Origin of the sequence: Pseudomonas sp. DG56-2 (assembly GCF_004803755.1) — a bacterium.
Lineage (GTDB): Bacteria > Pseudomonadota > Gammaproteobacteria > Pseudomonadales > Pseudomonadaceae > Aquipseudomonas > Aquipseudomonas auratipiscis.
Window position 1 is genome coordinate 3,977,632 of record NZ_CP032311.1, and the last position, 17,726, is coordinate 3,995,357.

Consider the following 17,726-nt stretch of genomic DNA (forward strand, 5'->3'; position numbering starts at 1 on the left):
AAATCACTCGCCCCTCGCCCCGCACTGCCCTTGCAGGATTACCGTACGATAGTGCCCGGGGTTGCAGCCGAACCATTTGCGAAAAGCCTTGTAGAACGAGCTGCTGTCGGCAAAGCCCAGACGCTCGGCGATCTCGGCGAACCCCAGATCAATTTCGGCCAACCAGGTGATGGCCAGTTCACGCCGCACGCTGTCCTTCAGCCCCTGATAAGTCTGCCCTTCCTCTGCCAGGCGACGACGCAAGGTTGAGGCCGAAAGGCAAAGGTCACGCGCCAGTCTGTCCGCATCAGGCCATTGCCCGGGGTCCATCAGGCGAAGATCCTGGCGAATCCGGCGCGCCAAACTGGTTGGGTCACGGTACTTGACCAAAATATTGCCAGGCGCCTCGGCGAGAAAGCGCTGAAGTTCCTCCTCGCTGCGCTTTAGCGGAAGATCAAGGCAGTCCGCGGCGATGATCATTCGCGAGCGAGGACGATCGAACTGCAGGTTCTCCGAGAACATTACCCGGTAATCGTCACAGAACAACGGTTCGGCACAACGCAGTTCAATGGCCAGGATCGGGATGCGCCGCCCGGCCAACCAGCAGGCGACACCGTGAACGATCATCCAGAAGGTGAAGTAAGTAAAGGCCCGACGCGGTTGCTCACGCGGTTCGACAATGACGATCTCGGCAAGGCTTTGCTGCCGTATCAAAGCAGGCTGCAGGTCTTCGAGCATCAATGAAAGGAAGGTCAGGGCTGCATCCAGGCCTGCACCAAGGGTAGGCTGAGCCATTGCCGTACGACAGAGAAAGGCCAGGCTTCCACTGCGCAACCCGCGTGGGTCCATGCCGAAAAATTCATCGTTGCAACGCCGCGCCAACAATCGCCAGAGCTGTGCATAGGCCTGCGCCGGCACCCGCGCATCTGCCTGCGCGAACAAAGCTGCATCGACACCGATGCGATTGAGCAAGGCCTGGCTTGGCGCGCCGGGCGCGCAACTTTGCAGCAGCGCTTCGCGCACCAATTGCATAGAGATGGTGTCTTTACCTGCCATCAGCAGTACTTCGCCTTACCCGCCTGGTTTGACGGCCATCTTAGGGGCGCCGACAGAAAATGCCAGTGCTGCTTCATATCGTCGGTGCCAAGCTCAGAAATGCCTGAATCAGCCGCAGCTCACGACGTCGCTCCAGGCACCCGATCATGTGTTGATTCACCAGCCCAGGGCCCACAATCGAGCGAGCCACAACCCGTGGGTCATGGCTGGTCTCCACCGACGACACAATGCCGATACCAAGCTCGGCCGCCACTGCTTCAGTCACTGCCTCGCGGCTGTCCAATTCCAGGAGTACGCGCGGCCTGACATCGGCCTGTACGCACGCCTGATCGAACGTTCGCCGCGTGATCGAGCTGGGTTCGCGCAGCACCATGATTTGTCGATCCAGCTCACTGATCGCAAGGGCGTGACGATCAACGGCCCAAGGATGACCTGCTGGCAACAAGGCACAGATCTGTGACTCACCCAAGCTTTGTAAATACAGCCCTTTGCGAGGTTCTACCTCAGTCAATACCGCGACATCCGCATGCTCACTGAGCAGTGCCGCCAGTGTCTCCTGGGCATTGCCCAAGCGCAGATTGACGGTTATTCCCGGGTAGCGAGCCCGTAGCTGGGCAAGCATCGGCATGACCCGATGCGGCCCATCGGCCGCCACTTCAAGGCGCCCGGTAAGCAACTGACGATTGGCCTCAAGCATGGCTTGAGCTTCTTCGGCCAAACCGAACATCGCCCGAGTGATTGCCGCCAGCCGAGTACCCTCCTCAGTCAGTTCTACGCGTCGAGCGGTGCGACGCAATAAGGTGATCTGATAATGCTCCTCCAGCGCCTTGATGTGCCCGGTGACAGCAGGTTGGCTGATGAACAAACGTGCCGCAGCGCGAGTAAAACTACCCTCCCGGGCAACTGCATCGAACGCTCTGAGCTGGAAAAGATTCATATCTATCGGCCTGACTTATGGTTGGCATAACAACAAACAATTTGATTGATGATGCGCACAATTGCAACTTAGGCCCCGTAGTTTCAGCCCACCGCTTGTGAGGAACTTCGGAATGAGCAACGCCCCTATCCTGTTGACCCCCGGTCCCTTGACCACTTCATCCCGCACCCGCCAAGCGATGATGGTGGACTGGGGTTCCTGGGACCAAGAATTCAATCAGCTGACCGCCAGCCTGTGCGAACAACTGCTGGCCATTGTCAACGGTGCCGACAGCCATCACTGTGTACCGCTGCAAGGCAGTGGCACTTTTGCCGTCGAAGCAGCAATCGGCACGCTGGTACCTCGTGACGGGAAGGTTCTGGTGCTGATCAACGGTGCCTATGGCCAGCGTCTGGCCAAGATCTGCAAAGTCATCGGCCGCGCCTACAGCACCTTCGAAACAGCTGAAGACGAGCCAACCACCGCAGCCGACGTCGATCGTCTGTTGGCCGCCGACCCTGCCATTACCCACGTGGCGTTGATTCACTGCGAAACCAGTACCGGCATCCTCAATCCGCTGCCAGAGATAGCCCAGGTCATCGCTCGCCACGGCAAGCGCCTTATCATCGATGCCATGAGTTCGTTTGGCGCCCTGCCAATCGATGCTGCGCAAGTGCCGTTCGATGCCTTGATCGCCGCCTCTGGCAAATGCCTGGAAGGCGTACCCGGCATGGGCTTCGTCTTCGCCAACAAGGCCTCTCTGGCAGCAGCGGCAGGCAATTCGCCATCCCTGGCCATGGACCTTCAGGACCAGCATGCCTACATGGCCAAGACTGGCCAGTGGCGCTTCACTCCGCCCACCCACGTGGTAGCGGCGTTGCACGAAGCCCTGCTTCAGTACAACGAGGAGGGCGGCCTGCCCGCCCGTCACCAACGCTATGCGAGCAATTGCAAAGTTCTGCTCGATGGTATGGCCGCAATCGGTCTGCGCAGCTTTCTGCCCGCCGCAATCCAGGCCCCGATCATCGTTACGTTCCACGCGCCGAATGACCCGCGCTACCAGTTCAAGGATTTCTACGAGCGGGTCAAGGCCAAAGGTTTCATCCTCTATCCGGGCAAGCTGACCCAAGTGGAAACGTTCCGCGTCGGCTGTATCGGTGTGGTCGGACCGGACGGCATGCAAGCCGCCGTGAATGCTGTAGCCCAAGTGCTGCGGGAAATGGAAGTACTGGATATCTAACGCGCTGACACTCTTTCAAGGAACTAGCAAATGAACTACAGCAATCCATCGCAACTTCAAGCGGCAATCCTGGACTGGGCCGGCACCGTGGTCGACTTCGGCTCCTTCGCTCCAACCCAGATTTTTGTTGAAGCATTCGCCGAGTTCGACGTCGAAGTGTCTATCGAAGAGGCCCGTGGCCCGATGGGCATGGGCAAGTGGGACCACATTCGCACCTTGTGCGACCAGCCTCAGATTGCCGAGCGCTATCGTAAGGTGTTTGGCCGCACCCCTACTGATGACGACGTTACCGCCATCTACGAGCGCTTCATGCCCCTGCAGATTGAGAAAATCGCGGTGCATTCAGCGCTGATCCCAGGTGCTCTGGACACCCTCACCGGCCTGCGTAAAGACGGCCTGAAAATCGGTTCATGCTCCGGGTATCCGAAAGTGGTGATGGACAAGGTCGTCGAACTGGCCGCTCAGAATGGTTATGTCGCCGATCATGTGGTGGCCACCGATGAAACCCCAAATGGTCGCCCATGGCCTGCACAAGCCCTGGCAAACGTGATCGCCCTGGGTATTGATGACGTGGCAGCCTGCGTCAAGGTCGACGACACCGTTCCCGGCATCCTCGAAGGCCGCCGCGCCGGTATGTGGACCGTCGCACTGGTCTGTTCAGGTAATGCCCTGGGGCTGACGTACGAAGGCTATCGGGCCCTGGCCTCCGACGTGTTGGACAGCGAGCGCAAGCGCATCCATGCAATGTTCGCGGGCTCTCGCCCACACTACCTGATCGATACTATCAATGAGCTGCCAGAAGTCATCGCCGATATAAACAAGCGCCTGGCACGCGGCGAGGTGCCACAAGCGGTGTAATGTTCAGGACCAATGTTGGGCAAGCCTGCTCCCTTGAATGTTATAGAAGTGGGCTTGCCCAACCCTGATCAACCCTGATGGCGTTCTACCCAGGCTGCGTACTTGTCGATAAAGGTCTGCAAGAACGGCCGGGTTTTCTCGGAAAGCTTGCCGTCGTCATCGAACAAGCTTGCCGCCCCACCGATATAGGCCTCGGGCTGCTGCATGCAGGGCACATCGAGAAACACCAGGGATTGACGCAAATGGTGGTTAGCACCGAAACCACCCACCGCACCGGGAGACACACTGATCACCGCCCCTGGCTTTGCGCTCCAGGCGCTCTGCCCATAGGGTCGCGATCCCACATCAATAGCGTTCTTCAGTACCCCAGGTACCGAGCGATTGTACTCCGGGGTGACGAACAGGACCGCATCACTTGCTCGAATCTGCTCGCGGAAGGTCTTGTACGCCGCTGGCGGATCGACATCGATGTCTTCGTTGTAGAGCGCCAGATCGCCAATTTCGACTATTTTCAGTTTAAGGTTCGAGGGCGCAAGCTCCGCCAGTGCATGAGCAACTTTGCGATTGAATGACTCCTTGCGCAAGCTGCCGACTACGACGGCTACCGAATAAACCTGGCTCATGGCGATTACCTGACAAGTAGGATAAAGGAACTTGTAGGTATAGATGATCTATCCGGTACTCGAAGTTTTTTTCCAACCGGGCAAAACTTCCCCGCTGAAGCAGTGGTCTATGCCTGACAGAAAATTTTTAGAGGTTGCACGGTAAATGACAGCAGTACTGGTCGGACAATTTCATGCACGGGACGCAGAAGGTCGCATCTACCCCGTTCATGAGTTCCAGCAAACCTCCCTTCAAGCCGACGGTAGTGCCCCCCTGCTTGTCACCACCTATACATTGGCCATCGGCGACAAGGTCAATCATCTTGGCGATAACCGTTTCGAGCTGGCGCGTAGCGGCGTCGAGATCATTCGTATTCCTTGATGCAATCGACGGTGTATACCCCTCCTTGCTCGTACATCTGCAACTGCAGTCCGTGTACATCGGCGACGAAACCCGGAAAACCGCTGGCAAATGCTACGGCAAACGCCAGGTAATCGATGATGGACCGGGTCGATTCAGTAAAGCGCTCGCCAGGCATGACCAATGGAATACCCGGGGGGTAAGGCACCAACATCACCGCGGCGGTGCGGCCCAGCAACTGGTCAATCGGCACGGCTTCCACTTCTCCACGCACCATCCGGTCGTAGGCATCAGCGGGCTTCATGACCACTTCGGGCAATGACGTGAACAAGCGTTTTAACTGTTTGGCAGTGGCGTTTCTGCGGTAACAGGCGTGCAACTGATCGCACAGGTCGCGCAGCCCCAGCCCCTGATAGCGCACCAGATCCTCTCGGGCGATACAAGGCAAGCATTCGAGCAGATCCGTGTTGGCATCGAAGTTACGCTTGAACTCCAACAGCTCAGTCAACAAGGTGCTCCATTTACCCTTGGTGATGCCCATCGAAAACAGCACAAGAAAAGTGTAGAGCCCGGTTTTTTCAACCACCAGACCACGCTCCCAGAGAAACTTGCTGACCACCGCGGCTGGAATGCCATGCTCACTCAATGCCCCGCCCGCGCTAAGTCCAGGCATGACCAGAGTGACCTTGACCGGGTCGAGCAACACATAGTCGTCCGTCACATCGCCGAATCCGTGCCAATCGGCCTGCGGTCGCAACAACCAATCTGCGGTGTTTACCTGACGCATGCCTTCGACCTGAGGAGGCTGCCAGATGCTGAACCACCAATCCTCATCTGCAATGTGCTGGCGTAAATTGGCCATGGCACGGCGAAAGCTCAACGCCTCATCGAACATTTCCTGCATCAATGAATATCCCGCCGGCCCCTCCATCATCGTCGAGGCAACATCCAGCGAGGCCAGGATGCTGTACTGCGGCGATGTGGAAATATGCATCATGAATGCTTCGTTGAAGCGGTCACGGTCAAGCTGTCGGGCGCCACCATCTTGCACATGAATCATGGATGCCTGGCTGAAGGCAGCCAGCAGCTTGTGCGTCGAGTGCGTACTGAAGACCAGCGGACTTTCCTCGCTACGGGAAGTCCCCATGGCGTAGCGCCCGGCAAAAAAATCATGGAATGCCGCGTAGGCATACCAGGCTTCATCGAAATGCAATACCTCGACACTGTTGCCCAGCATCTGCTTGATCAGTTCGGCGTTGTAGCAAAGCCCGTCGTATGTGGAGTTGGTGACCACAGCCAGTTTTACTTTGGGCATGCGCCCGCGGGCAAGGGGGTTGGCCTGGATCTTGGCAAGAATCGACTGGGGGCTGAACTCACTCAATGGAATTGGCCCGATGATCCCCAGTTCATTTCGTTCGGGACACAAGTACAAAGGGATCGCACCGGTCATGATAATGGCGTGCACCACCGACTTGTGGCAATTGCGGTCCACGAGGACCAGGTCATCGCGTCCGACCACAGAATGCCAGACGATTTTGTTAGCCGTTGAAGTGCCATTGATGACAAAGAAGGTGTGATCGGCACCAAAGTTTTTTGCCGCTCGGGCTTCGGCGGCAGCCAGCGGGCCTGTGTGGTCCAGCAATGAGCCGAGCTCAGGAACCGAAACGGAAAGGTCCGAGCGCAGGGTGTTCTCGCCAAAAAACTGATGAAACGCCAGCCCGACCGGACTTTTACGATAGGCTACACCGCCACCATGACCAGGGGTGTGCCAGGAATAGTTGGATTGCGCCGTGTGCTGCACCAAGGCTTTGAAAAACGGTGGCAGCAGACCGTCCAGATAAATGTGCGCGGCGCGTGCGACTTGGCGCGCCAGAAATGGCACGGTGTCCTCGAACAAGTAAAGAATGCCACGCAACTGGTTCAGTTCGCTCATGACATCGGCAGGTGCATTCTCCAATGTCACCTGTTCACCCAGGGCGAAAATCGGCAAGTGGGGTGCACGCAACCGAGCCAGGCGAATCAACTCGACCATGTTCTGCAGCAAATGCGTGTTTTCTCCGGCGCCTTCCGCTGCGATCAGTAGGCACGCCAGCCCGTGATGAGTTGAAGCCAGTAGTCGACCTTCAGCGTAATCAATGGCCGGTAGAATATCGAAGCCATCCTGAGACAGCTCTTGGGCGATGCCGCGCACACGCTCGCCGGCAAGCGTATCGGCCTTGATATCACGGTGAACGATCAGGACAGGAAACTTGAGGTCCTTGTACATACGGGGGCGCCTGCTCCGAATGACGTGTCGGTCATTTCAGGGTAGAAGCAGGTCAGCTCCCTTGCGCGAGAATCTGCCTAGTTGGCCTCGGACAACTGCTGCCACAACGCCGGGCCGCCAGTGGATTTGGCAACGGCCTCCAACCGCGCCACATGCGCCTCAAGCTCCTGCTCGCTGGCACGAATGATGCGGCCCGGTTGACGACCGATAATACGACGAATTTCGCTGCCCCGGCTGCTCTCGCTGCCTTCCTCACCATCAGCGCCCTGCCCAGCCAGTGACAAGCTGGTCTGGCCACCGGTCATGCTCAGGTAAACATCGGCCAATAGCTCCGAGTCAAGCAGTGCACCGTGCAATTCACGGCCGGAGTTATCGATACCGTATCGCTTGCACAACGCATCAAGGCTGTTGCGCTGCCCCGGATGGCGGGAACGCGCCATCATCAAGGTATCGAGAATGGTGCAGTGCTGAGAGATATCGGCACGCTCGTGCTGACCGACCAGCGCGAACTCGTTGTTGATGAAGCCAACGTCGAACGCTGCGTTATGGATGATCAGTTGCGCGCCCTGAATGAACTCGAAGAACTCATCGGCCACTTCGGCAAAACGCGGCTTGTCGATCAGGAAGCCGTCGGTGATGCCGTGGACGCCAATGGCGCCTTCGTCACTCTCGCGGTCAGGCTGCAGGTAAACGTGAAAGTGTCGTCCGGTGAGGCGCCGGCCCATCAATTCGACGCAGCCGATCTCAATGACACGATGGCCGTCGGTGACCGGCATACCCGTGGTTTCGGTGTCCAGGACGACCGACCTGTTGCTTTGAATCTCCACGCCGGTGGTCTCCTGTCGCGCACAGCTTGTGGTAATAGCCGGCCATTCTACCTCAGCGCGCGGCCAAGTGGCGGCTGGTGTGATCAGCGCAGCCCGCGCACCTCGTCAACGCCGCGATTGGCCAATTGGTCAGCGCGTTCATTGCCATGATGGCCGATGTGGCCACGCACCCACTTCCAGGTCACCTTGTGGCGCCCAACCTGCTCATCAAGCTGTTTCCAGAGGTCGGCGTTTTTAACCGGCTCCTTGGCGGCTGTTTTCCAACCACGCTTTTTCCAGTTGACCATCCACTCGTTGATGCCTTTCATCACATACTGCGAGTCAGTGACCAATAGCACTTCGCATTCACGCTTGAGTGCTTCCAGGCCCTTGATTGCCGCCATCAGTTCCATGCGGTTGTTGGTGGTCTCGAGCTCACCGCCCCACAGCTCCTTCTCGACGCCCTTGCAGACCATCAACACGCCCCACCCACCTGGGCCGGGATTGCCCTTGCAGGCACCATCGGTAAAGATTTCGACGCTATCGCTCATTTACAGCCTTTAAATTTGATGAAGCACAGGGCTACTCAAAGCCCGGGGTTCAAGGTTCGGAATGGCGTCGATTGACTTTTGCCATCGGCAAGGGGATCAGTTTGCCCATCGGCTCACGACGCTCCAGGCGCAGTGGCCGCAAGCCAACCACCATTTTGCGCGCCACCAGCAGATACACACCGCCACCGGCACCTTGCCAGCCACCTGCTACGCGCTCCCAGCCCGCCAGACGCTGCTGCCAGGCCGGGGACGCAAGCGGCGGACGATAGCACCCGAAGCGGCGTTTCTCCAGCGCGAAACCCAGCAGGTTCAGCCAGTCACCCACTCGTGACGGGGAAATACAGCGAGCCTTGCGCAAGGCATCATGGGCAAATACCCGGCGCATGCCCCAACTGCTCCAGGGATTGATACCAATGATCAACAAATGCCCCCCTGGACGCACGCTGCTGGCGGCTTCGCGCAGCAAACCGTGAGGCGACAGGCTGAAGTCCAGACCATGCTGCAGCACCACCACGTCGGCGGCATGTTCGCTCAACGGCCACGCTTGCTCTTCGCAGACAATTTCGACGCCCGGCAGCGGCGCACCCAAGCGCACGTTTCGTTGCACTTGAGCCGCCTTGGGCGGTGCCTCGGCACACGGACCGTAGTGCACCAGATAGCCGCCGAAGTAGCGTCCCAACTCCTCCTCGAGCAGGCGTTGTTCCTCATGCAACATCAATTGCCCCAGAGGGCCGGCGAACCAGTCGCGGGCCAGGCTGATCAGCGCCAGCCACTGCGGATCGGCCTGTGCGAAGGCTTGATCAGTCATAGCAGTCTCCCTTGAAGGTTCTCGACAGCGTGCATAGCTACTAAGATGCACCCATGTCCAGCGTTTGGCGAATCGCACCATGATACAGATCGATGCCCTACCTGCTTTCACCGATAACTACATCTGGTTGTTACAGGATTCTGCCAACCAGCACTGTGCGGTGGTCGACCCGGGCGATGCGGCACCGGTGCTGGCCTGGCTCGAACGCCACCCTGGCTGGCGCCTGACCGACATCTTGGTCACGCACCACCATCACGACCACGTCGGTGGTGTCGAGCAACTCAAGCAAACGACAGGCGCACGGGTTTGCGGCCCAGCGCAGGAGCGCATTCCAGGCCGCGACCTGGCCTTGGACGACCACGCAAGCGTGCGCGTTCTGGGCCTGGACCTCCAGATCATCGCCGTACCAGGACACACCTTGGGACACATTGCCTATTATTGCGATTCCACCGCCACGCCGCTGCTGTTCTGTGGTGACACCCTGTTCGCCGCCGGATGCGGTCGCTTGTTCGAAGGCACCCCCGAGCAAATGCATCACTCCCTCCAACGCTTGGCAGCTCTTCCAGCGCAAACCTTGGTGTATTGCACCCATGAGTACACCCTGAGCAACCTGCGCTTTGCCAAGGCGGTAGAACCGGAAAATCCGCACATTGCTCAACGCTTCACCGACGTTACCGAGTTACGGGCACACGATCGCATCACGTTGCCATCAACCCTGGCATTGGAAAAGCTCACCAACCCCTTTTTGCGCACTACCGAAACATCCGTTAAAGAAAAATTAGACGAACGGAGCACCCTGATAAACCCTACGCCAAGTGCTGTCTTTGCTGGGTTACGCGCCTGGAAAGACAAGTTCTAAACAGCTCCTGTTAAGACCCCGAAGTTCTCAAAGGTTGACCAAGGGGGGGCTGCTTTCTAGAATCGCCCGACATTTTTGCCCGGAACTTTGTCCCAGCCAATGTCGTCGAATAGCCGCAGAACCTTCAAGTCCGTCGCCCTGACGCGCCTGGCCCAAGCCAGTGCGCTGGCCCTGGCCGCCACCCTCGTGGGCTGCCAGAGCACCCGTCAGATCGACGAAGCCGAGAGCGTTCGCGCGCACAACTATCAGGCGCGGATGAAACAAAAACCGGTGTTCATCCCGGTCAAGCAAGTAGAGCAGGAACCCCAGGACGTCTGGGAACGCATGCGCCAGGGTTTCGCCTTGCAAGACGATATGGCGGTAAACCCACGCATCGAACAACAGCGCCTGTGGTTCGCCAGCAACCCCTCTTTCCTCGAAACCGCCGGCAACCGTGGCAGCCTGTACATCCACTATATTGTCGAGCGTCTTGAAGAACGTGACATGCCCCTTGAACTGGCGTTATTGCCAGCAATCGAGAGCGCCTACAACCCCATGGCCTACTCCCGGGCACATGCGGTTGGCCTGTGGCAGTTCATTCCTTCGACCGGCCGTCACTTCAACCTGCGCCAGACCCGTTTTTACGATGGTCGACGCGACATCACCGCTTCAACCAACGCCGCGCTGAACTACCTGACTCGCCTGCACGACATGTTCAACGGCGACTGGCTGCTGGCCCTGGCAGCCTACAACGCGGGTGAAGGTACCGTCAGCCGGGCCATCGAGCGCAACGAAAAGCTCGGTCTGCCTACTGACTACTGGAACCTCCCGCTGCCTCAGGAAACCCGCGACTATGTGCCCAAGTTGCTGGCCCTGTCACAGGTCGTAATGACCCCGCAGGCTTATGGCGTAAACCTTAATCCGATCGCCAACGAACCCTACTTCGAAGCCGTTGCTATCAACTCCCGCCTGGACCTGTCACGAGTCGCAGAACTGGCGGAAATTGACGAGGACGAGCTGATCCAACTCAACCCGGCGTTCAAGAAGCGCATGACCGTGGACGGCCCCAAGCAGTTGCTGGTGCCGACCGCAAAAGCGCAGCTTCTGACTGCCAGCCTGTCTAACATGAAGCCCGAAGAGCTGCTTTCACTGCAGCCTAAAAAGGCTGTATTCGAAGCGGCCCTGGCCGAAGCATCGCCGCGCGCTACAACAACCCGCAGCAGCCGCTATCGGGTCAAACGTGGCGACAATCTGGGCAGCATCGCCAAGGCCAACAAGGTTAGCGTCAAGGACTTGCAACGCTGGAACAAGCTTTCCGGCCATAGGCTCAAGGCCGGGCAAACCTTGGTCATGCAAAGCACCCAACCGCTCCAGGGCAAGAGCCAGAAAAAATCCACCCAGTACAAGGTGCGTAAAGGTGACTCCCTGTACCTGGTGGCCAAGCGCTTCAACGTCGAGATGCAGCACCTCAAGCGCTGGAACCCTCGTAGCGGCCATGCCCTCAAGCCAGGCCAGACCCTGACCGTTTACCTGCCCCACTAAGTAACTGGCTCCGCGCCCTGCGCCGGAGCCCGCTGCACCGGCCTGGCGGCCCTCTTTTTCCTGCCGATACAAGCTGTTACTGTAGCTGGAATAAAGCCCAAGCCGCCTGGATCGGATCGCCAAATTGATACGTCCCCTCCTGTTGCTGTCACTCAGCCTGGCCTTGAGCTTTCCCGCGGGCGCAACAATCACCGAAAGCCACGGTTACGCCCAGTTCGGCACGCTCAAGTACCCAGCCAAATTTACCCACTTCGACTGGGTCAACCCGCAAGCGCCCAAAGGCGGAACCTTGCGCGCCATGGCGTTCGGCACATTCGACACCCTCAATCCTTACACCTTCAAGGGATCAAGCCCGGTTACCACCCCCAACTTCCTGCAATACGGGGTCAACGAGCTGAACGAAACCCTGATGGTGGGCACCGGACAGTACGACCCTTCCGGTGATGAACCCACGTCGAGCTATGGCCTGATTGCCAGCTCCGTGGAGTACAGCGAGGACCGCAGTTGGGTCGTGTTCAACCTGCGCCCCGAAGCCCGCTTCCACGATGGTCACCCCATCACTGCCAGCGATGTCGCGTTTTCGTACCACACGCTGCTCAAGGAAGGCCACCCGATCTACCGCACCAACCTGCAAGAGGTAAAACGGGTCGACATCCTCAACCCGCGGCGCATTCGCTTTGTTTTCAAACGTGCCGGCAACCCCTTGCTGATCCTGCGCATGGGCGAGATGCCAGTGTTGCCTGCACATTACTGGAAGGGACGCGACTTCAAGGCCACCACCTTTGAACCACCTCTTGGCAGCGGCCCCTACCGCATCACCCAGGTCCAACCGGGAAGACGCCTGGTGTTCGAACGAGTAAAGGACTACTGGGGCAAGGATCTGGCTGTCAATCGTGGCAAATACAATGTCGCACGGGTCGAATACGAGTTTTACCGCGACAGCGCAGTCGCTTTCGAGGCATTCAAGGCTGGCGAATTCGACATTTACATCGAACACCAGGCCAAGAACTGGGCCAACGGCTACAACTTTCCAGCCGTGCGCCGTGGTGAGGTCATCAAGGCCCAAATCGCGCACAAGATCCCGACCCAGACCCAAGGCTTGTTCATGAACAGCCGCCGGGCAAACTTCAGCGACGCCAGGGTGCGCCAGGCCTTGGGGCTGATGCTGGATTTCGAATGGACCAACCGGGCCTTGTTCAGCAGCGCCTACCGTCGCGCCACCAGCTACTACCCCAACAGCGAGTTCGCTGCCAACGGACTGCCAGTGGGCAAGGAATGGCTGTTGCTTGCGCCGTACCGCGACGAACTGCCAGCGGGGCTGTTCACCCAGCCCTACCAAGTCAGCCATACCGATGGACGCGGCATCAACCGCCAGACCCTGCGCCAAGCGCTGGATCTGTTGGCCCAGGCCGGCTGGAAGCTCAACGGGCAGCGCCTGCTCGACAGCAAAGGCCGCCCCCTCAAGCTCGAGTTACTGTTGGTCAATCCCAACCTCGAGCGGATCCTGCAACCTTATGTCGAAAATCTTGCCAGCATTGGCATCGATGCACGCTTGCGTACTGTGGACCGGGCCCAGTACAAACAACGCCTGGACCAGTTCGATTTCGACATGATTCTGATGACGTTGAACCAGACGCTCAGCCCAGGCCTGGAACAGTGGCTGTACTTTCATTCCAGCCAGGCATCGACCAAGGGCAGCAAGAACTATGCTGGCGTCAGGGACACGGTAGTCGATCACCTGCTCGACACCCTACTCGCGGCTCAAAGCCGTGATGAACAAGTGGCGGCAGCGCGCGCACTGGACCGGGTATTGCTCTGGCAGTACTACATGATTCCCAATTGGTATCTGGACAATCATCGCCTGGCCTACCGTAACAGGTTCGCCTTCGTCACCACGCCGCCCTATACCCTGGGGCTCAACAGCTGGTGGATAAAGCCTTCGGAGAAAGCTCAATGATGTCACTGCCCAGCCTACGCCTGAAGGCTTGCGCCCTATTGCTGGCCTGCATCTGTACCCAGGCACTGGCCGCGCCGCAACACGCCCTGACCTTGTATGACGAACCGCCGAAGTATCCTGCCGACTTCAAGCACTTCGACTACGTCAATCCGGACGCCCCTAAAGGCGGCACCTTCCGCCAGTCCGGCTTTGGCGGTTTCGACAGCCTGAACCCGTTCATCAACAAGGGCGTGCCTGCCGACGACATCACCCTGATCTACGACACCTTGATGACCCAGAGCCTGGATGAGCCGTTCACCGAATACGGCCTGGTTGCGGGCAAGATCGAAAAAGCCCCGGACAACAGCTGGGTACGCTTCTACTTGCGTCCGCAAGCGCGCTTTCACGATGGCCACCCCATCCATGCCGAAGATGTGGTGTTCACCTTCAATACCCTGATCAAAAGCGGTGCCCCGCTGTTTCGCGGCTACTACGCCGACGTCGCCGAGGTTATAGCCGAGGACCCGCAGCGGGTGCTGTTCAAGTTCAAACACAGCAACAACCGTGAATTGCCACTGATTCTTGGCCAGTTACCGGTACTGCCCAAGCATTGGTGGGAAGGCCGCGACTTTACCAAGGGCAATCTCGAAATTCCTTTGGGCAGTGGCCCGTACAAGGTTGCCGAAGTGAAGGCTGGACGCTCGATCCGCTATGAGCGGGTCAAGGACTACTGGGGTAAGGACCTGGCGGTCAATCGCGGGTCCTATAACTTCGATGTCATGACCGTTGACTACTACCGCGACAGTACCGTCGCCCTGGAAGCGTTGAAAGCCGGGCAGTTCGACTACCGCCTGGAAAACGCGGCGAAAAGCTGGGCCACGGCCTACGACATTCCGGCCGTGCGCCAGAAGCGACTGATCCTGGAAGAGCTGCCCAATGGCAACCCCACCGGCATGCAGGGATTCGTGTTCAACATCCGCCGCCCGGTGTTCCAGGATGTGCGCGTGCGCCAAGCGTTGAGCCTGCTGCTGGATTTCGAGTGGACCAACAGGCAATTGTTCAACGGCGCTTATACACGCACCGGCAGCTATTTCGAAAACTCGGACATGGCAGCCACTGGCTTGCCCAGCGAGGCCGAGCTGAAAATTCTCGAACCTTTGCGCGGCAAGATCCCAGAACAGGTCTTCACCCAACCTTTTGCCAACCCGGTCACTGATGGCAGTGGCATGATCCGCGAGCAGCAGCGCAAGGCCTATAAGCTGTTGCAGGAGGCTGGCTGGCGTATCGTCGATGACAAGATGGTCGATACCCAGGGCAAACCTGTGTCCATCGAGTTTCTTCTGGCTCAAACCGAGTTCGAACGAATTCTGCTGCCGTTCAAACGCAACCTGGCCGACCTGGGTATCGATCTGGTGATTCGCCGCGTGGACGTCTCCCAATACATCAATCGGCTGCGTTCACGTGATTTCGACATGATTGTCGGCGGTTTCCCACAATCCAATTCACCCGGTAACGAACAACGTGAATTCTGGCAGAGCGCGGCAGCTGACAACCCTGGCAGTCGTAATTTTATCGGCCTCAAGAACCCCGCCATCGATGTACTGGTCGAGGACTTGATCAACGCCAACTCCCGGCAAAGCCTGATCGAGGCCTGTCGCGCTCTGGATAGAGTTCTGCAGTGGGGTTTTTATGTAATACCCAACTGGCACATCAAGACCTGGCGAGTGGCGTATTGGAACCACATCGGTCACCCCAAGGTATCGCCCAAGTACGACATCGGCATCAACACCTGGTGGATAAAGCCCGACATTGAACCCGCAGTACCGGTGACACCTGCGCCAGATGCACCATCGACGCAAGGGGCGCAATAGCATGCTGGCCTATATTTTTCGACGCTTGCTGCTGATCGTGCCGACCTTGCTGGGCATCCTGATCATCAACTTCATCATCATCCAGGCTGCGCCCGGTGGTCCTGTCGAGCAAATGATCGCCAAGCTCGAGGGCTTCGAGGGCGCAACCAGCCGTATCGCCGGGGGCGGTGCCGAGGTTTCGGTAGCCGGCTCCAACTACCGGGGTGCACAAGGGCTCGACCCGGCACTGATCCAGGAAATCGAAAAGATGTACGGCTTCGACAAGTCGGCGCCGGAACGCTTGTGGATCATGATCAAGAACTACGCCCACCTGGATTTCGGCGACAGTTTTTTTCGCGATGCCAAGGTGATCGACCTGATTGTCGAGAAGATGCCGGTCTCGATATCCCTGGGCCTATGGAGCACTTTGATCATGTATTTGGTGTCCATCCCGCTGGGGATTGCCAAAGCCACACGGCATGGCAGTCACTTCGATGTATGGACCAGTTCGGCGATCATCATCGGCTATGCAATCCCGGCGTTCCTATTCGCGATCCTGCTGATTGTGCTGTTCGCTGGCGGCAGCTACCTCGACTGGTTTCCGTTGCGCGGCCTGACCTCGAACAACTTCGATGAACTGAGCACTGGCGGCAAGATACTCGACTACTTCTGGCACTTGGTCCTGCCTGTCACAGCCTTGGTGATCGGCAACTTCGCCACCATGACACTGCTGACCAAGAACAGCTTCCTGGACGAAATCAACAAGCAGTATGTAGTGACTGCCAAAGCCAAGGGACTGAGCCCGAACCGGGTGCTTTACGGCCATGTGTTCCGCAACGCCATGCTGCTGGTGATCGCAGGCTTTCCCTCGGCCTTCATCGGCATTTTCTTCACCGGCTCACTGCTGATCGAGGTGATCTTTTCACTCGACGGGCTGGGCCTGATGAGTTTTGAAGCAGCGATCAATCGCGACTACCCGGTCGTCTTCGGCACCTTGTTCATTTTCACTCTGCTCGGCCTGGTAGTGAAACTGATCGGTGACCTGACCTACACCCTTGTCGACCCTCGAATCGACTTTGACAGCCGGGAGCACTGAGATGAATTTGTCCCCTCTCAATCGCCGGCGTTTCGAGCGCTTCAAGGCCAACCGCCGAGGCTGGTGGTCGCTGTGGCTATTTCTGATCCTGTTCGGCTTGAGCCTGGGCGCCGAACTGATCGCCAACGACAAACCTCTTGCCGTGCGTTACGACGGCGAATGGTATTTCCCGGCACTCAAGCGCTACCCGGAAACCACCTTCGGCGGCGAGTTTCCACTTGAGGCCAATTACAAGAGCCCGTACATCCGTGAATTACTGGCCGCCAAGGACAGCTGGGTACTGTGGGCACCGATTCCATTCAGCTACCAGAGCATCAACTACGACCTCAAGGTCCCTGCGCCCGCACCGCCTTCGGCGCAGAACTGGCTGGGCACCGACGATCAGGGGCGCGATGTGCTGGCACGGGTAATCTACGGATTCCGCATATCAGTGCTGTTCGCCCTGACCCTGACCATTCTCAGCTCGATCATCGGCGTGATCGCCGGCGCCCTGCAGGGTTTCTACGGCGGTTGGGTCGATCTGCTCGGGCAGCGCTTCCTGGAGATCTGGTCGGGACTCCCGGTGCTGTATCTGCTGATCATCCTCGCCAGCTTCGTGCAGCCAAACTTCTGGTGGCTACTGGGGATAATGTTGCTGTTTTCGTGGATGAGCCTGGTGGATGTGGTGCGCGCCGAATTCCTGCGTGGACGCAACCTCGAGTACGTTCGAGCCGCCCGGGCGCTAGGCATGCAGAACGGCGCAATCATGTACCGGCACATTCTGCCGAACGCCATGATCTCGACCATGACCTTCATGCCATTCATTCTCACTGGTGCGATCGGCACCCTGACAGCACTGGACTTCCTCGGCTTCGGCCTGCCCCCAGGCGCACCGTCGCTGGGTGAATTGGTGGCCCAGGGCAAATCCAATCTGCAGGCCCCGTGGCTGGGCATGAGTGCTTTCGCCGTACTCGCCTTGATGCTCAGCCTGCTGGTGTTCATCGGCGAGTCCGCTCGCGATGCCTTCGACCCGAGGAAATGA

General features: G+C 58.4%; 16 protein-coding genes. 9 read left to right on the plus strand and 7 right to left on the minus strand.

Annotated features, from left to right (window positions below; genetic code table 11):
* Positions 1–3: 3 nt before the first annotated feature.
* Positions 4–1,035 carry an AraC family transcriptional regulator gene (locus tag D3Z90_RS18210; protein WP_136477337.1) on the minus strand — a complete coding sequence of 344 codons (1,032 nt, stop codon included), beginning with the start codon at positions 1,033–1,035 and terminating at the stop codon, positions 4–6.
* A gap of 73 nt (positions 1,036–1,108) precedes the next feature.
* Complete coding sequence (locus D3Z90_RS18215; protein WP_136477338.1) at positions 1,109–1,972, minus strand: LysR substrate-binding domain-containing protein; 864 nt, start codon at positions 1,970–1,972, stop codon at positions 1,109–1,111.
* 112 nt (positions 1,973–2,084) lie between these two features.
* Here D3Z90_RS18215 and D3Z90_RS18220 point away from each other — a divergent pair, with 112 nt between their 5' ends.
* Positions 2,085–3,191 (plus strand): 2-aminoethylphosphonate--pyruvate transaminase, encoded by a 1,107-nt coding sequence (locus D3Z90_RS18220; protein WP_136477339.1) that lies wholly within the window; start codon positions 2,085–2,087, stop codon positions 3,189–3,191.
* A gap of 30 nt (positions 3,192–3,221) precedes the next feature.
* On the plus strand, positions 3,222–4,049 hold the full coding sequence (gene phnX / locus D3Z90_RS18225; protein ID WP_136477340.1) for a phosphonoacetaldehyde hydrolase: 828 nt from the start codon (positions 3,222–3,224) through the stop codon (positions 4,047–4,049).
* Between the two features lie 68 nt (positions 4,050–4,117).
* On the opposite strand, the gene D3Z90_RS18230 is transcribed toward phnX, so the two are convergent.
* Entirely contained in the window at positions 4,118–4,672 is a 555-nt protein-coding gene (locus tag D3Z90_RS18230) for an NADPH-dependent FMN reductase (protein ID WP_136477341.1), read from the minus strand.
* 145 nt (positions 4,673–4,817) lie between these two features.
* On the opposite strand from D3Z90_RS18230, the gene D3Z90_RS18235 reads away from it, so the two are divergent.
* Positions 4,818–5,033, plus strand: a complete 216-nt coding sequence (locus D3Z90_RS18235) for a hypothetical protein (RefSeq protein ID WP_136477342.1) — start codon at positions 4,818–4,820, stop codon at positions 5,031–5,033.
* On the opposite strand, the gene D3Z90_RS18240 is transcribed toward D3Z90_RS18235, so the two are convergent.
* The 4 genes from D3Z90_RS18240 to D3Z90_RS18255 all read right to left on the minus strand — a co-directional run bounded on the left by D3Z90_RS18240 (position 5,017) and on the right by D3Z90_RS18255 (position 9,443).
* Entirely contained in the window at positions 5,017–7,278 is a 2,262-nt protein-coding gene (locus D3Z90_RS18240; protein ID WP_136477343.1) for an Orn/Lys/Arg decarboxylase N-terminal domain-containing protein, read from the minus strand. The two genes, D3Z90_RS18235 and D3Z90_RS18240, sit on opposite strands and share 17 nt — an antisense overlap.
* Before the next feature lie 77 nt (positions 7,279–7,355).
* Entirely contained in the window at positions 7,356–8,105 is a 750-nt protein-coding gene (gene dnaQ / locus D3Z90_RS18245; RefSeq protein ID WP_136477344.1) for a DNA polymerase III subunit epsilon, read from the minus strand.
* Positions 8,106–8,188: 83 nt separating this feature from the next.
* Complete coding sequence (rnhA, locus tag D3Z90_RS18250) at positions 8,189–8,635, minus strand: ribonuclease HI (protein WP_136477345.1); 447 nt, start codon at positions 8,633–8,635, stop codon at positions 8,189–8,191.
* Positions 8,636–8,684: 49 nt separating this feature from the next.
* Entirely contained in the window at positions 8,685–9,443 is a 759-nt protein-coding gene (locus tag D3Z90_RS18255) for a methyltransferase domain-containing protein (protein WP_136477346.1), read from the minus strand.
* 79 nt (positions 9,444–9,522) lie between these two features.
* Between D3Z90_RS18255 and gloB the strand changes: the two genes are divergently transcribed.
* The 6 genes from gloB (at position 9,523) to D3Z90_RS18285 (ending at position 17,726) form a co-directional block, all read left to right on the plus strand.
* Complete coding sequence (gloB, locus tag D3Z90_RS18260; RefSeq protein ID WP_136477347.1) at positions 9,523–10,302, plus strand: hydroxyacylglutathione hydrolase; 780 nt, start codon at positions 9,523–9,525, stop codon at positions 10,300–10,302.
* A 99-nt stretch (positions 10,303–10,401) separates the two neighbouring features.
* Entirely contained in the window at positions 10,402–11,823 is a 1,422-nt protein-coding gene (locus D3Z90_RS18265) for a transglycosylase SLT domain-containing protein (protein WP_136477348.1), read from the plus strand.
* A 127-nt stretch (positions 11,824–11,950) separates the two neighbouring features.
* On the plus strand, positions 11,951–13,780 hold the full coding sequence (locus tag D3Z90_RS18270) for an extracellular solute-binding protein (RefSeq protein ID WP_168198522.1): 1,830 nt from the start codon (positions 11,951–11,953) through the stop codon (positions 13,778–13,780).
* The gene (locus D3Z90_RS18275) at positions 13,780–15,630 is read left to right on the plus strand and encodes an extracellular solute-binding protein (protein WP_371922327.1); all 1,851 of its coding nucleotides are present in this window, start codon (positions 13,780–13,782) and stop codon (positions 15,628–15,630) included. Before D3Z90_RS18270 ends, D3Z90_RS18275 begins: the two co-directional genes overlap by 1 nt.
* A gap of 1 nt (position 15,631) precedes the next feature.
* Positions 15,632–16,705: a microcin C ABC transporter permease YejB gene (locus D3Z90_RS18280; protein ID WP_136477351.1), complete on the plus strand. Its 1,074-nt coding sequence runs from the start codon at positions 15,632–15,634 to the stop codon at positions 16,703–16,705.
* Position 16,706: 1 nt separating this feature from the next.
* A complete protein-coding gene (locus D3Z90_RS18285) occupies positions 16,707–17,726 on the plus strand; it encodes an ABC transporter permease (protein ID WP_136477352.1) in 1,020 nt (339 codons plus the stop codon).

Coding starts and splice junctions, on each gene's coding strand:
- D3Z90_RS18280 (WP_136477351.1), top strand. CDS start 15,632: ATGCTGGCCTATATTTTTCGACGCTTGCTGCTGATCGTGCCGACCTTG.
- D3Z90_RS18210 (WP_136477337.1), bottom strand. CDS start 1,035: ATGGCAGGTAAAGACACCATCTCTATGCAATTGGTGCGCGAAGCGCTG.
- D3Z90_RS18235 (WP_136477342.1), top strand. CDS start 4,818: ATGACAGCAGTACTGGTCGGACAATTTCATGCACGGGACGCAGAAGGT.
- phnX (WP_136477340.1), top strand. CDS start 3,222: ATGAACTACAGCAATCCATCGCAACTTCAAGCGGCAATCCTGGACTGG.
- D3Z90_RS18220 (WP_136477339.1), top strand. CDS start 2,085: ATGAGCAACGCCCCTATCCTGTTGACCCCCGGTCCCTTGACCACTTCA.
- D3Z90_RS18255 (WP_136477346.1), bottom strand. CDS start 9,443: ATGACTGATCAAGCCTTCGCACAGGCCGATCCGCAGTGGCTGGCGCTG.
- D3Z90_RS18285 (WP_136477352.1), top strand. CDS start 16,707: ATGAATTTGTCCCCTCTCAATCGCCGGCGTTTCGAGCGCTTCAAGGCC.
- D3Z90_RS18230 (WP_136477341.1), bottom strand. CDS start 4,672: ATGAGCCAGGTTTATTCGGTAGCCGTCGTAGTCGGCAGCTTGCGCAAG.
- D3Z90_RS18275 (WP_371922327.1), top strand. CDS start 13,780: ATGTCACTGCCCAGCCTACGCCTGAAGGCTTGCGCCCTATTGCTGGCC.
- rnhA (WP_136477345.1), bottom strand. CDS start 8,635: ATGAGCGATAGCGTCGAAATCTTTACCGATGGTGCCTGCAAGGGCAAT.
- D3Z90_RS18265 (WP_136477348.1), top strand. CDS start 10,402: ATGTCGTCGAATAGCCGCAGAACCTTCAAGTCCGTCGCCCTGACGCGC.
- gloB (WP_136477347.1), top strand. CDS start 9,523: ATGATACAGATCGATGCCCTACCTGCTTTCACCGATAACTACATCTGG.
- D3Z90_RS18240 (WP_136477343.1), bottom strand. CDS start 7,278: ATGTACAAGGACCTCAAGTTTCCTGTCCTGATCGTTCACCGTGATATC.
- D3Z90_RS18215 (WP_136477338.1), bottom strand. CDS start 1,972: ATGAATCTTTTCCAGCTCAGAGCGTTCGATGCAGTTGCCCGGGAGGGT.